This window comes from Streptococcus sp. 116-D4, assembly GCF_009731465.1.
GTDB lineage: Bacteria > Bacillota > Bacilli > Lactobacillales > Streptococcaceae > Streptococcus > Streptococcus pseudopneumoniae_E.
Genome location: NZ_AP021887.1, coordinates 236,182 through 249,977 on the forward strand (window position 1 = coordinate 236,182; position 13,796 = coordinate 249,977).

The following is a 13,796-nucleotide window of genomic DNA, read 5'->3' on the forward strand; positions in this document are numbered from 1 at the left end:
TTACTCAGAGTTAAGTGACGATAGCCTAGGAGATACACCTGTACCCATGCCGAACACAGAAGTTAAGCCCTAGAACGCCGGAAGTAGTTGGGGGTTGCCCCCTGTGAGATAAGGAAGTCGCTTAGCTAAAGGGAGTTTAGCTTAGTTGTAATTGAGAGGGAATCGAAATTACAATCGGCGGATGAGAGAAACGAAGTTTCTCACCGTTGGCTGAGCTAGGCTCCATCCTTTGGGAGTTTAGCTCAGCTGGGAGAGCATCTGCCTTACAAGCAGAGGGTCAGCGGTTCGATCCCGTTAACTCCCATAGGTCCCGTAGTGTAGCGGTTATCACGTCGCCCTGTCACGGCGAAGATCGCGGGTTCGATTCCCGTCGGGACCGTTTAAAATAATGAAAGTTATTTTAGACTCGTTAGCTCAGTTGGTAGAGCAATTGACTTTTAATCAATGGGTCACTGGTTCGAGCCCAGTACGGGTCATATATGCGGGTTTGGCGGAATTGGCAGACGCACCAGATTTAGGATCTGGCGCTTAACGGCGTGGGGGTTCAAGTCCCTTAACCCGCATTAAGGTATAATAAATGAGCCGGCTTAGCTCAGTTGGTAGAGCATCTGATTTGTAATCAGAGGGTCGCGTGTTCAAGTCATGTAGCCGGCATTTTTAGATAGAAGGAAACAGTGCGAACGTAGTTCAGTGGTAGAACATCACCTTGCCAAGGTGGGGGTCGCGGGTTCGAATCCCGTCGTTCGCTTAGAGAGGCCGGGGTGGCGGAACTGGCAGACGCACAGGACTTAAAATCCTGCGATTGGTAACGATCGTACCGGTTCGATTCCGGTCCTCGGCATAATATAATGAGCACCCTTAGCTCAACTGGATAGAGTACCTGACTACGAATCAGGCGGTTAGAGGTTCGACTCCTCTAGGGTGCATTTTTCTTTTTAACTCGGGAAGTAGCTCAGCTTGGTAGAGTACTTGGTTTGGGACCAAGGTGTCGCAGGTTCGAATCCTGTCTTCCCGATTAATGATTTGGATACCTAAGGTGTTTTTTTATATTTAACGAATGACTTCTTTGTCAACTGTATTGGGATGAAGTCAGCTAAGCTCGGGAAAGGACAAATTTCGTCCTTTCTTTTTTGGGCTCTTTGTCAACTGTAGTGGGTTGAAGAAAAGCTAAGATCTAGAAAGGACGGATTTCGTCCTTTCTTTTTTGATATTGAGAGCGATAAAAATCCGTTTTTTGAAGTTTTCAAAGTTCCGAAACCCAAATGCATTTCGTTTGATAAGTTTAACGAGATTATTAGTCGCTTCTAATTTGGCGTTGGAATAGGGTAATTGAAGAGCGTTGACAATCTTCTCTTTATCCTTTAGAAAGGTTTTAAAGACAGTCTGAAAAAGAGGATGAACCTGCTTTAGATTGTCCTCAATGAGTCCAAAAAATTTGTCAGGTTCCTTGTTCTGAAAGTGAAAAAGCAAGAGTTGATAAAGATTATAGTGGTGTTTCAAGTCTTCTGAATAGCTCAAAAGCTTGTCTAGAATCTCTTTATTCGTTAAGTGCATGCGAAAAGTAGGACGATAAAACCGTTTATCACTCAGTTTACGACTATCCTGTTGAATGAGCTTCCAGTAACGTTTGATGGCTTTGTATTCATGGGATTTTTGCTCAAATTGATTCATGATTTGAACACGGACACGACTCATAGCACGGCTGAGATGTTGGACAATGTGAAAGCGGTCGAGAACGATTTTAGCGTTTGGAAAAAGCTGTTTAGCCAAGTCATAGTAAGGACTAAACATATCCATCGTAATGATTTTCACTCGACATCGAACGACTCTATCATATTTAAGAAAGTGATTTCGAATGATAGCTTGTGTTCTGCCTTCAAGAACAGTGATGATATTGAGCTTATCAAAATCTTGCGCAATGAAACTCATTTTGCCCTTAGTGAAGGCATACTCATCCCAAGACATAATCTCAGGCAGATGTCTAAAGTTACACTCAAAGTGGAAGTCATTGAGTTTTCGAATGACAGTTGAAGTTGAAATGGAAAGCTGATGGGCAATATCGGTCATAGAAGTCTTTTCAATCAACTTTTGCGCAATTTTTTGGTTGATAATACGAGGAATTTGGTGATTTTTCTTGACGAGAGAGCTCTCAGCGACCATCATTTTCGAGCACTGATAGCACTTGAATCGACGCTTTCTAAGGAGAATTCTAGTAGGCATACCAGTCGTTTCAAGGTAAGGAATTTTCGATGGTTTTTGAAAATCATATTTCTTCATTTGACTTCCGCACTCAGGGCAAGATGGAGCATCGTAGTCCAGTTTAGCGATGATTTCTTTGTGAGTAACCCTATTGATGATATCCATAAATTGGATATTAGGGTCTTTGATATCGAGCAGTTTTGTGATAAAATGTAATTGTTCCATATGAATCTTTCTAATGAGTTGTTTGAACGCTTTTCATTATAGCTCATATGGGACTTTTTTTCTACAACAAAATAGGCTCCATAATATCTATAGGGGATTTACCCACTACAAATATTATAGAGCCCTTTTTTGATGTTCAGAGCAATAAAAATCCGTTTTTTAAAGTTGTCAAAGTTCCGAAATCCAAAGGTATTTCGTTTGATGAGATTAGATGAGATTATTGGTGGCTTCTAATTTGTCGTTGGAATAAGGTAATTGAAGAGCTTTGACAATCTTTTCTATATACTTGAGGAAGGTTTTAAAAACAGTCTGAAAGATTGGATGAGCTTACTTCAGATTTTCCTAATAAGTCCAAAAAATTTGTCAGGCTCCTTATTCTGAAAGTGAAAAGTCAAGAGCTGATAGAGATGATAGCGGTTTTTAAGTCTTCTGAATAGTTCAAAAGCTTGTCTAGAATCTCTTTGTTGGTCAAGTGCATACGAAAAGTAGAGCGAAAAAATCGTTTATCGCTAAGTTTTCGACTACATTGTTGGATGAGTTTCCAGTAACGCTTGATATCCTTGTATTCATGGGATTTTCGCTCAAACTGATTCATGATTTGGACGCGCACACGACTCATGACACGGCTAAGATGTTGGAGTAAAACAGTCCAGTGGACTGTTTTAGCCTGAGCCTAGAAATTTGAAAGCGAAGCTGTCTAGCCAAGTCAGAGTAAGGGCTAAACATATCCATCGTAATGATTTTCACCTGACAACGAACGGCTCTATCGTAGCGAAGAAAGTGATTTCGAATGACAGCTTGTATTCTGCTCTCAAGAACAGTGATAATATTAAGATTATCAAAATCTTGCGCAATGAAACTCATCTTCATCTCCCGATTGAAACAGTCACTCCCCTGACTGTTTCAACTTCCCAGGACATAATTTCAGGAAGACGAGAAAGATCATGCTTAAAACGGAAGTCATTGAGCTTGCGAATGACAGTTGAAGTTGAAATGCCAAGCTGATGAGCAATATCAGTCATAGAAGTCTTTTCAATCAACTTTTGCGCAATCTTTTGGTTGATGATACGAGGGATTTGCTGATTTTTCTTTACTAGAGGAGTCTCAGCCACCATCATTTTAGAGCACTGATAGCACTTGAATCGACGCTTTCTATGGAGAATTCTAGTAGGCATACCAGTTGTTTCAAGGTAAGGAATTTTCGAAGGTTTTTGGAAGTCATATTTCTTCATTTGACTTCCGTAATTAGGGCAAGATGGGGTCTCATAATCCAGTTTAGCGGTGATTTCTTTGTGGGTACCCCTATTGATGATATCTAGAATTTTGATGTTTGGGTCTTTAATATCGAGTAGTTTTGTGATAAAATGCAATTGTTCCATATGATTCTTTCTAATGAGTTGTTTTGTCGCTTTTCATTATAGATGATATGGGACTTTTTTTCTACACAAAATAGGCTCCATAATATCTATAGAGGATTTACCCACTACAAATATTATAGAGCCTTTTGTTAAAAGTAGCATTTTTTAAGGAAAAATACTATCTATATATTTTTCTAAATATGGTAAAATAGTAGGAGAATAATGTGAGGAAAATGAATGTCAAACAATTTTGAAATTTTGATGAATCAACTGGGGATGCCTGCTGAGATGAGACAGGCTCCTGCTTTAGCGCAGGCTGATATTGAGCGAGTGGTGGTTCATAAAATTAGTAAGGTATGGGAGTTTCATTTCGTATTTTCTAATATTTTACCAATTGAAATCTTTTTAGAATTAAAGAAAGGTTTGTGTGAGGAATTTTCTAAGACAGGCAATAAAGCTGTTTTCGAAATCAAGGCTCTGTCTCAAGAATTTTCAAATCAACTTTTGCAGGCCTATTATAAAGAGGCTTTTTCTGAAGGGCCATGTGCTAGTCAAGGTTTTAAGTCACTTTATCAGAATTTGCAAGTTCGTGCTGAGGGCAATCAACTCTTTATTGAAGGTTCTGAGGCGATTGATAAGGAACATTTTAAGAAGAATCATCTTCCTAATTTAGCTAAACAACTTGAAAAGTTTGGTTTTCCAACTTTTAACTGTCAGGTAGAGAAGAATGATATTCTGACCCAGGTGCAGGAAGAGGCTTTTCATGCTGAAAATGAGCAGATTGTTCAAGCTGCAAATGAGGAAGCGCTCCGTGCTATGAAACAACTGGAAGAGATGGCACCTCCTCCAGCGGAAGAGAAACCAACCTTTGATTTTCAGGCGAAAAAAGCTGCAGCTAAACCAAAGCTGGACAAGGCGGAGATTACTCCTATGATTGAAGTCACGACGGAGGAAAATCGTCTTGTCTTTGAAGGGGTTGTTTTTGATGTGGAGCAAAAAGTGACCAGAACAGGGCGTGTTTTGATCAACTTTAAAATGACAGATTACACTTCAAGTTTTTCGATGCAAAAGTGGGTTAAGAACGAGGAAGAGGCTCAGAAATTTGATCTAATTAAGAAAAATTCTTGGCTCCGAGTGCGTGGGAATGTGGAGATGAATAACTTCACACGCGATTTGACTATGAATGTGCAGGATGTGCAGGAAGTTGTTCACTATGAGCGGAAGGATTTGATGCCAGAAGGTGAGCGTCGGGTCGAGTTTCATGCTCATACTAATATGTCGACCATGGATGCTCTACCAGAGGTAGAAGAAATCGTTGCGACAGCTGCTAAGTGGGGACACAAGGCGGTTGCCATCACGGACCATGGGAATGTCCAGTCCTTCCCACATGGCTATAAGGCGGCTAAGAAAGCGGGAATCCAGCTGATCTATGGTATGGAAGCCAATATCGTGGAGGACCGTGTCCCTATCGTCTATAACGAAGTGGGGATGGACTTGTCCGAAGCAACCTATGTGGTCTTTGACGTGGAAACAACGGGGCTATCAGCCATCTATAATGACTTGATTCAGGTTGCGGCCTCTAAGATGTACAAGGGGAATGTCATTGCCGAATTTGATGAATTTATCAATCCTGGGCATCCCTTGTCAGCTTTTACTACTGAGTTGACTGGAATTACAGATGACCATGTCAAAAATGCCAAGCCACTGAAACAAGTTTTGCAAGCATTCCAAGAATTTTGTAAAGCTACGGTACTAGTTGCCCACAATGCGACCTTTGACGTTGGCTTTATGAATGCCAATTATGAGCGTCATGGTCTGCCAAAGATTAGTCAGCCGGTTATTGATACGCTGGAGTTTGCTAGAAACCTCTATCCTGAGTATAAACGTCATGGTTTGGGACCTTTGACCAAGAGGTTTGGTGTGGCCTTGGAACATCACCATATGGCCAATTACGATGCGGAAGCGACTGGTCGTCTGCTCTTTATTTTTATCAAAGAAGTAGCAGAAAAACATGGTGTGACCGATTTAGCTAGACTCAACATTGATTTGATCAGTCCAGACTCTTATAAAAAAGCTCGGATCAAGCATGCGACCATTTATGTCAAGAATCAGGTAGGGCTGAAGAATATCTTTAAACTGGTTTCTTTGTCCAATACCAAGTACTTTGAAGGGGTGCCACGAATTCCGAGAACGGTTCTAGATGCCCATAGGGAGGGCTTGATTTTAGGATCAGCCTGTGCAGAAGGTGAGGTTTTTGAAGCCGTCGTTTCTCAAGGTGTGGATGCGGCAGTTGAAGTGGCCAAGTATTATGACTTTATCGAGGTTATGCCTCCAGCTATCTATGCTCCCTTGATTGCCAAGGAGCAGATCAAGGATATGGAGGAACTCCATACTATTATCAAGAGTTTGATAGAGGTCGGCGACCGTCTTGGTAAGCCTGTTCTAGCTACGGGAAATGTTCACTATATTGAACCAGAAGAAGAGATTTACCGTGAAATTATTGTCCGTAGTTTGGGACAGGGAGCGATAATTAACCGGACAATCGGTCATGGGGAACATGCTCAACCCGCTCCTCTTCCAAAAGCTCATTTTAGAACGACTAATGAGATGTTGGATGAATTTGCCTTCTTGGGAGAGGAATTAGCTCGGAAATTGGTGATTGAAAATCCTAATGCTTTGGCAGAAATTTTTGAACCTGTTGAGGTGGTTAAGGGTGACTTGTACACGCCTTTCATTGATAAGGCGGAAGAAACGGTCGCTGAGTTGACCTATAAGAAAGCTTTTGAGATTTATGGAAATCCCCTGCCAGATATTGTTGATTTGCGGATTGAAAAGGAATTAACATCCATACTGGGGAATGGATTTGCTGTGATTTATCTAGCATCGCAGATGCTGGTGCAACGTTCCAATGAACGGGGTTACTTAGTGGGTTCTCGTGGATCTGTCGGATCTAGTTTCGTTGCGACCATGATTGGGATTACGGAGGTCAATCCTCTCTCTCCTCACTATGTCTGTGGTCAGTGTCAGTACAGTGAGTTTATCACCGATGGTTCGTACGGTTCAGGATTTGATATGCCCAATAAGGACTGTCCAAACTGTGGTCACAAACTCAGCAAAAATGGGCAAGATATTCCGTTCGAGACCTTCCTTGGTTTTGATGGAGACAAGGTTCCCGATATTGACTTGAACTTCTCGGGAGAAGATCAACCAAGCGCTCACTTGGATGTGCGTGATATCTTTGGTGAGGAATATGCCTTCCGTGCAGGAACGGTTGGTACGGTGGCTGCCAAGACTGCTTATGGATTTGTCAAGGGTTACGAGCGAGATTATGGCAAGTTTTATCGTGATGCAGAGGTAGAACGCCTCGCTCAAGGTGCTGCTGGTGTCAAACGAACTACTGGACAACACCCAGGGGGAATCGTTGTTATTCCTAACTACATGGATGTCTACGACTTTACGCCTGTCCAGTATCCAGCAGATGACGTGACGGCTGAATGGCAGACCACCCACTTTAACTTCCATGATATCGATGAGAACGTCCTCAAACTCGATGTGCTGGGACATGATGATCCGACCATGATTCGAAAACTCCAGGACTTGTCTGGGATTGATCCTAATGAAATCCCTATGGATGACGAAGGCGTGATGGCCCTCTTTTCTGGGACTGATGTGCTAGGTGTGACTCCTGAACAAATCGGAACTCCGACAGGCATGCTGGGGATTCCAGAGTTTGGAACCAACTTTGTACGAGGCATGGTAGATGAAACGCATCCGACGACTTTTGCAGAATTGCTTCAGTTGTCTGGACTGTCCCACGGTACTGACGTTTGGCTAGGCAATGCCCAGGATTTGATTAAACAAGGGATTGCGGATCTATCAACCGTTATCGGTTGTCGAGACGACATCATGGTTTACCTCATGCATGCTGGCCTCGAGCCTAAGATGGCCTTTACTATCATGGAACGGGTACGTAAGGGCTTGTGGCTCAAGATTTCTGAAGAAGAGAGAAATGGCTATATCGAAGCTATGAAGGCTAATAAGGTGCCAGAGTGGTATATTGAGTCCTGTGGGAAAATCAAGTACATGTTCCCTAAAGCCCATGCGGCAGCCTACGTTATGATGGCCTTGCGTGTAGCTTACTTCAAGGTTCATCATCCCATTTATTATTACTGTGCTTACTTCTCCATCCGCGCCAAGGCCTTTGATATCAAGACTATGGGTGCGGGCTTGGATGCCATCAAACGCAGAATGGAAGAAATCTCTGAAAAACGGAAGAACAATGAAGCCTCTAATGTAGAAATTGATCTTTATACAACTCTTGAGATTGTCAATGAGATGTGGGAGCGTGGTTTCAAGTTTGGAAAACTCGATCTCTACCGTAGTCAGGCGACAGAGTTCCTTATCGATGGGGATACCCTCATCCCACCATTTGTCGCTATGGATGGTCTGGGAGAGAACGTTGCTAAGCAGTTGGTGCGAGCGCGTGAAGAGGGAGAATTCCTCTCTAAAACAGAACTACGCAAGCGTGGTGGGCTCTCATCAACCTTGGTTGAAAAGATGGATGAAATGGGCATTCTCGGCAATATGCCAGAGGATAACCAGTTGAGTTTGTTTGATGATTTGTTTTAAGTGCTAGTAACGGAGGGCTTTTGATGAAACTAAGAATTTTTGCGGAAGACAAGCCGGCTGAGAAGGTGTTTGAATATCAATTGGAACTTGCTGACCAGACAATTCTTCTATCAACAGCACTCTTGTCAGGTACTATTGCACTAGCAGGGCTACTTTCTGCTTTGAAAGAAAAATAAAAATAGAAAAGAGAAAATTACATGGTTTTACCAAATTTTAAAGAAAATCTAGAAAAATACGCTAAGCTTTTAGTTGCAAATGGAATCAATGTGCAACCTGGTCACACTTTGGCTCTCTCTATCGATGTGGAGCAACGTGAGTTGGCTCACTTAATCGTCAAAGAAGCTTATACTTTGGGTGCGCACGAGGTTATCGTTCAGTGGACAGATGATGTTATTAACCGTGAGAAATTCCTCCATGCTCCGATGAAGCGTCTGGACAATGTGCCAGAATACAAGATTGCTGAGATGAACTATCTTTTGGAGAACAAGGCTAGCCGTCTTGGAGTTCGTTCATCTGATCCAGGTGCCTTGAACGGAGTGGATGCTGACAAGCTTTCAGCTTCTGCTAAAGCGATGGGACTTGCCATGAAGCCAATGCGTATCGCAACTCAATCCAACAAGGTTAGTTGGACTGTAGCAGCCGCTGCGGGACTTGAGTGGGCTAAGAGAGTCTTTCCAAATGCTGCGAGCGACGAAGAAGCAGTTGATCTCCTTTGGGACCAAATATTCAAAACTTGCCGTGTCTACGAAGAAGATCCTGTTAAGGCTTGGGAAGAGCATGCAGCTATCTTGAAAAGCAGGGCCGATATGCTTAATAAAGAACAATTCTCAGCCCTTCACTACACAGCTCCAGGGACAGATTTGACCCTTGGTTTGCCGAAGAACCATGTTTGGGAATCAGCTGGTGCTATCAATGCGCAAGGCGAAGGATTCTTGCCAAATATGCCGACAGAAGAAGTCTTTACAGCTCCTGATTTTCGTCGCGCAGATGGTTATGTTACTTCTACAAAACCGCTTAGCTATAACGGAAATATCATTGAAGGTATTAAGGTGACCTTTAAGGGTGGACAAATCGTAGATATCACTGCTGAGAAGGGTGATCAGGTCATGAAAGATCTTGTCTTTGAAAATGCGGGTGCGCGTGCCTTAGGTGAATGTGCCTTGGTGCCAGATCCAAGTCCAATTTCTCAGTCAGGCATTACCTTCTTTAATACCCTTTTCGATGAGAATGCGTCAAATCACTTGGCTATCGGTGCAGCCTATGCAACTAGCGTAGTTGGTGGAGCGGAGATGAGCGAAGAGGAGCTTGAAGCTGCGGGGCTTAACCGTTCAGATGTTCACGTGGACTTTATGATTGGTTCTAACCAAATGGATATCGATGGTATCCGTGAGGATGGGACACGTGTACCACTCTTCCGTAACGGAGATTGGGCAAATTAAGGAGATAATATGTTAGGAAGTATGTTCGTTGGTCTCCTAGTGGGATTTTTAGCAGGTACTCTGACCAATCGTGGAGAGCGAATGGGATGTTTTGGAAAAATGTTTCTAGGATGGATTGGTGCCTTTATAGGCCATTTGCTTTTTGGGACTTGGGGACCGATAATAGCAGAAACTGCCATTATTCCGGCAGTACTAGGTTCCATGATTGTCTTAGCGATTTTCTGGAGACGAGGAAGTTAATTTCTTAAATCTGATACTCAATGAAAATCAAAGAGCAAACTAGGAAACTAGCCGCAGGTTGCTCAAAGCACTGCTTTGAGGTTGTAGATAGAACTGACGAAGTCAGCTCAAAACACTGTTTTGAGGTTGTAGATAGAACTGACGAAGTCAGTAACATATACCTACGGAAAGGCGACGTTGACGCGGTTTGAAGAGATTTTTGAAGAGTATGAAACGAAAAGGAGGTTGATCATTGAGACAGCCTCCTTTTGAGTATGATATAATAGTTCTATGAGATTAGATAAATTTTTAGTTGCCTGTGCTGTCGGGAGTCGGACTGAGGTCAAAAACTTGCTCAAGGCTGGGCGCGTGACGGTCAATGGCAAAAAAGAAAAATCTGCCAAGCTGCAAATCAATGAAGAGACAGACGAGATTTGTTTTGACGGGCAAAAGCTAGACTACGAGGAGTTTGTTTACTATATGATGAACAAGCCCCAGGGTGTTATCTCAGCGACTGAAGATCCTAAACATAAGACTGTGTTGGATTTGTTGGATGACTATGCACGTGCCAAGGAAGTTTTCCCAGTAGGACGCTTGGATATTGACACACATGGCCTCCTGCTCCTGACCAATGACGGAAAGCTTGCCCATGCTCTTCTTTCACCTAAGCGTCATGTGGACAAGACTTACTTGGTGCAGGTCGAGGGAATTATGACCCAAGAGGATGTAGAGAAATTTGCTCAGGGCATTCCGCTCAAAGACTTTACCTGTCAGCCTGCTAAGCTGGAGCTTGTGTCTGTTGATACGGAAAAGGAAGAAAGCCTGGTCCGAGTGACCAATGCCGAAGGAAAATTCCACCAGGTTAAACGCATGGTAGCCTACTGTGGTAAGGAAGTGGTGGACTTGCAACGTCTGACCATGGGAACTTTGACCTTGGACGAGGATTTGAAACGTGGAGAATGGCGTCGCTTAAGCAAGGAAGAACTAGAAGGCTTGCTTGAGAGTGTTCACTAAACTGGATAATAGGAAAAGGTAGGGAAATATTTCTACCTTTTTCGATTTTTGGTTGCTTCCTTTGTGAAAAGCGTTATAATAGACTGTAGAATAAAAGGAGGAATCTATGAACGCGATTCAAGAATCATTTACAGATAAGTTATTTGCCAACTATGAAGCAAATGTTAAATACCAAGCTATCGAAAATGCTGCTAGCCACAACGGGATTTTTGCAGCCCTCGAGCGTCGTCAAAGTCATGTAGACAACACACCAGTTTTCTCACTTGATTTGACTAAGGACAAGGTCACTAACCAGAAGGCTTCTGGTCGTTGCTGGATGTTTGCTGCTCTCAACACTTTCCGCCACAAACTCATCTCACAATACAAATTGGAGAACTTTGAACTGTCACAAGCTCACACCTTTTTCTGGGACAAGTATGAGAAATCCAACTGGTTCTTGGAGCAAGTCATTGCGACCGCAGACCAAGACTTGACGAGCCGTAAGGTTAGTTTCCTACTCCAAACTCCTCAACAAGATGGTGGTCAGTGGGATATGGTCGTTGCCCTCTTTGAGAAATACGGTGTCGTGCCTAAGTCAGTTTATCCTGAATCTGTTTCATCTAGCAGTAGCCGTGAGCTCAATGCCATCCTTAACAAATTGCTTCGTCAAGATGCTCAAATCTTGCGTGACCTCTTGGCTTCTGGTGCAGATCAAGCAGCTGTTCAAGCTAAAAAAGAAGACCTCTTGCAAGAAATCTTTAACTTCCTTGCTATGTCACTAGGACTTCCACCACGTCAATTCGACTTTGCTTATCGTGATAAGGATAACAACTACCAAAGCGAAAAAGGCATCACTCCACAAGAGTTTTACAAGAAATACGTTGACCTTCCACTAGAAGACTATGTTTCTGTGATCAATGCTCCAACTGCTGACAAGCCTTACGGCAAATCTTACACAGTTGAGATGTTGGGCAATGTCGTTGGTAGCCGTGCAGTTCGATACATCAACGTGCCGATGGAGCGCTTGAAAGAATTGGCCATTGCCCAAATGCAGGCAGGAGAGACTGTTTGGTTTGGTTCAGATGTTGGTCAGCTCAGCAACCGCAAAGCTGGAATCCTTGCGACAGATGTTTATGACTTTGAATCAAGCATGGATATTCAACTCACTCAAGACAAGGCAGGACGTTTGGACTACAGCGAAAGCTTGATGACCCACGCTATGGTCTTGACTGGTGTTGATTTGGATGAAAATGGGAAATCAACTAAGTGGAAGGTTGAAAACTCTTGGGGAGACAAGGTTGGTACCGATGGTTACTTTGTTGCCTCAGACGCTTGGATGGATGAATATACCTACCAGATTGTTGTCCGCAAAGAATTGCTAACAGAAGAAGAACGAGTTGCCTATGAAGCAGAACCAATTGTGCTTGCACCATGGGATCCAATGGGAGCCTTGGCAGAATAATACTCTTCGAAAATCTCTTTAAACCACGTCAGCTTCGCCTTTCCGTAGGTATATGTTACTGACTTCGTCAGTTTTATCTACAACCTCAAAACAGTGTTTTGAGCTGACTTCGTCAGTTCTATCCACAACCTCAAAGCAGTTCTTTTAGCTGACTTCGTCAGTTCTATCTGCACCCTCAAAACAGTGTTTTGAGCTGACTTCGTCAGTTTTATCTGCACCCTCAAAGTAGTGCTTTGAGCAACCTGCGGATAGCTTTCTAGTTTGCTCTTTGATTTTCATTGAGTATAAAAGCATAAAAAAAGGAATCAGGTTTAGAACCTGGTTCCTTTTAGGTTGCTTGATTACATGATGTGAAGAACATGTGCCACAATACCCACTGCGAAGAGTGCAAGGATAATAGTGATTGGAGATACTTTTTTCTTAAGCAAGTACATGCAAAGGAAAGTAAGGAGTAGTCCTGATAGTCCAGGAATCAACATATCCAAGTTTTGTTGGAAAGTAGTAACTTTTTCAGGTGTTTGAGACAATCCTTGTCCTACTTGTGCGAATGCTTCTTGGATACCTTTATATCCTTCTGGCAATTTATCCCAATGGATATAAGCCTTTTCATCTAGTTGAACTTTGGCAACATCGAAAGCAAATGTAATATTTACCCAACGTTGAACAAGGACAGCAAGAATGAACATACCAAGGATAGAAGCTCCTTTAGTGATGTCTTGAAGGATACCGCCAGACATATCTTTAGTGATTTCTGATCCAGCCTTGTATCCAATCTCTTGTGTATACCACAAGAATGACATACGAATCAAGTTCCAAAGAACGAAGAATAGGATTGGACCTAAGATATTACCAGTAAGGGCAAGTGAAGCACCGAGTGATCCAAGGATTGGGCGTACTGTAAACCAGAATACTGGATCACCGATACCTGCAAGAGGTCCCATCATACCGATTTTAACCCCTTGGATAGCAGCATCATCGATTTCAACACCGTTAGCACGTTCTTCTTCAAGTGCAAGAGTAACCCCCATGATTGGAGCGGCTACGTATGGGTGAGTGTTGAAGAACTCAAGATGGCGTTCAAGAGCAGAGATTTGATCTTCTTTTTTAGTGTAGAGTTTTTTAAGAGCTGGAATTAATGAGTAAGCCCAACCCAAGTTTTGCATACGTTCATAGTTCCAAGAACCTTGTAAGAAAGTTGAACGCCACCAAACTTTTTTACGATCTGATTTAGTTAATTGAAGTTTTTCAGTCATGATGTTTTCAGTCCTTTCT

The 13,796-nt window shown here is 42.7% G+C and carries 8 protein-coding genes, 9 tRNA genes, 1 rRNA gene and 1 pseudogene; 16 read left to right on the forward strand and 3 right to left on the reverse strand.

The genetic code is table 11. From position 1 onward, the window contains the following. Positions 1-10: 10 nt before the first annotated feature. The 10 genes from rrf (at position 11) to UKS_RS01250 (ending at position 1,015) form a co-directional block, all read left to right on the forward strand. Positions 11-126, forward strand: a 5S ribosomal RNA gene (gene rrf, locus UKS_RS01205). 105 nt (positions 127-231) lie between these two features. After that, positions 232-304 (forward strand) — tRNA-Val (locus UKS_RS01210). 2 nt (positions 305-306) lie between these two features. Further along, positions 307-379, forward strand: a tRNA-Asp gene (locus UKS_RS01215). A 24-nt stretch (positions 380-403) separates the two neighbouring features. Next, positions 404-476 (forward strand) — tRNA-Lys (locus tag UKS_RS01220). 5 nt (positions 477-481) lie between these two features. Further along, a tRNA-Leu gene (locus UKS_RS01225) sits at positions 482-563 on the forward strand. 18 nt (positions 564-581) lie between these two features. Continuing rightward, positions 582-654 (forward strand) — tRNA-Thr (locus tag UKS_RS01230). A 22-nt stretch (positions 655-676) separates the two neighbouring features. Further along, positions 677-748, forward strand: a tRNA-Gly gene (locus UKS_RS01235). Between the two features lie 7 nt (positions 749-755). After that, positions 756-841: transfer RNA gene (locus UKS_RS01240), tRNA-Leu, on the forward strand. Between the two features lie 11 nt (positions 842-852). After that, a tRNA-Arg gene (locus tag UKS_RS01245) sits at positions 853-926 on the forward strand. A 15-nt stretch (positions 927-941) separates the two neighbouring features. Beyond that, positions 942-1,015 (forward strand) — tRNA-Pro (locus tag UKS_RS01250). Positions 1,016-1,167: 152 nt separating this feature from the next. On the opposite strand, the gene UKS_RS01255 is transcribed toward UKS_RS01250, so the two are convergent. Together UKS_RS01255 and UKS_RS01260 are read right to left on the reverse strand one after the other, a co-directional pair. Beyond that, the gene (locus tag UKS_RS01255) at positions 1,168-2,424 is read right to left on the reverse strand and encodes an ISL3 family transposase (protein ID WP_156011439.1); all 1,257 of its coding nucleotides are present in this window, start codon (positions 2,422-2,424) and stop codon (positions 1,168-1,170) included. A 98-nt stretch (positions 2,425-2,522) separates the two neighbouring features. Continuing rightward, positions 2,523-3,803: pseudogene (locus tag UKS_RS01260) on the reverse strand (ISL3 family transposase). 216 nt (positions 3,804-4,019) lie between these two features. Between UKS_RS01260 and UKS_RS01265 the strand changes: the two are divergent. The 6 genes from UKS_RS01265 (at position 4,020) to pepC (ending at position 12,524) form a co-directional block, all read left to right on the forward strand. Beyond that, a complete protein-coding gene (locus tag UKS_RS01265; RefSeq protein ID WP_156011440.1) occupies positions 4,020-8,411 on the forward strand; it encodes a PolC-type DNA polymerase III in 4,392 nt (1,463 codons plus the stop codon). Positions 8,412-8,434: 23 nt separating this feature from the next. Next, complete coding sequence (locus UKS_RS01270) at positions 8,435-8,587, forward strand: hypothetical protein (protein WP_033679623.1); 153 nt, start codon at positions 8,435-8,437, stop codon at positions 8,585-8,587. Positions 8,588-8,608: 21 nt separating this feature from the next. Then, complete coding sequence (locus tag UKS_RS01275; RefSeq protein ID WP_156011441.1) at positions 8,609-9,850, forward strand: aminopeptidase; 1,242 nt, start codon at positions 8,609-8,611, stop codon at positions 9,848-9,850. A gap of 9 nt (positions 9,851-9,859) precedes the next feature. Further along, entirely contained in the window at positions 9,860-10,090 is a 231-nt protein-coding gene (locus tag UKS_RS01280; protein WP_000901570.1) for a GlsB/YeaQ/YmgE family stress response membrane protein, read from the forward strand. A gap of 270 nt (positions 10,091-10,360) precedes the next feature. Next, positions 10,361-11,083: a pseudouridine synthase gene (locus UKS_RS01285; RefSeq protein WP_156011442.1), complete on the forward strand. Its 723-nt coding sequence runs from the start codon at positions 10,361-10,363 to the stop codon at positions 11,081-11,083. A 106-nt stretch (positions 11,084-11,189) separates the two neighbouring features. After that, entirely contained in the window at positions 11,190-12,524 is a 1,335-nt protein-coding gene (gene pepC / locus UKS_RS01290) for an aminopeptidase C (protein WP_156011443.1), read from the forward strand. Between the two features lie 341 nt (positions 12,525-12,865). Here pepC and UKS_RS01295 read toward each other — a convergent pair whose 3' ends face one another. Further along, positions 12,866-13,777, reverse strand: coding sequence for a PTS system mannose/fructose/sorbose family transporter subunit IID (locus UKS_RS01295; protein WP_049496149.1), 912 nt, complete (start codon positions 13,775-13,777; stop codon positions 12,866-12,868). Positions 13,778-13,796 lie beyond the last annotated feature (19 nt).

Bases quoted from the DNA above. Each gene is read 5' to 3' on its own strand.
- UKS_RS01295 (WP_049496149.1), bottom strand. From the start codon at position 13,777: ATGACTGAAAAACTTCAATTAACTAAATCAGATCGTAAAAAAGTTTGG.
- UKS_RS01270 (WP_033679623.1), top strand. From the start codon at position 8,435: ATGAAACTAAGAATTTTTGCGGAAGACAAGCCGGCTGAGAAGGTGTTT.
- UKS_RS01285 (WP_156011442.1), top strand. From the start codon at position 10,361: ATGAGATTAGATAAATTTTTAGTTGCCTGTGCTGTCGGGAGTCGGACT.
- pepC (WP_156011443.1), top strand. From the start codon at position 11,190: ATGAACGCGATTCAAGAATCATTTACAGATAAGTTATTTGCCAACTAT.
- UKS_RS01280 (WP_000901570.1), top strand. From the start codon at position 9,860: ATGTTAGGAAGTATGTTCGTTGGTCTCCTAGTGGGATTTTTAGCAGGT.
- UKS_RS01255 (WP_156011439.1), bottom strand. From the start codon at position 2,424: ATGGAACAATTACATTTTATCACAAAACTGCTCGATATCAAAGACCCT.
- UKS_RS01265 (WP_156011440.1), top strand. From the start codon at position 4,020: ATGTCAAACAATTTTGAAATTTTGATGAATCAACTGGGGATGCCTGCT.
- UKS_RS01275 (WP_156011441.1), top strand. From the start codon at position 8,609: ATGGTTTTACCAAATTTTAAAGAAAATCTAGAAAAATACGCTAAGCTT.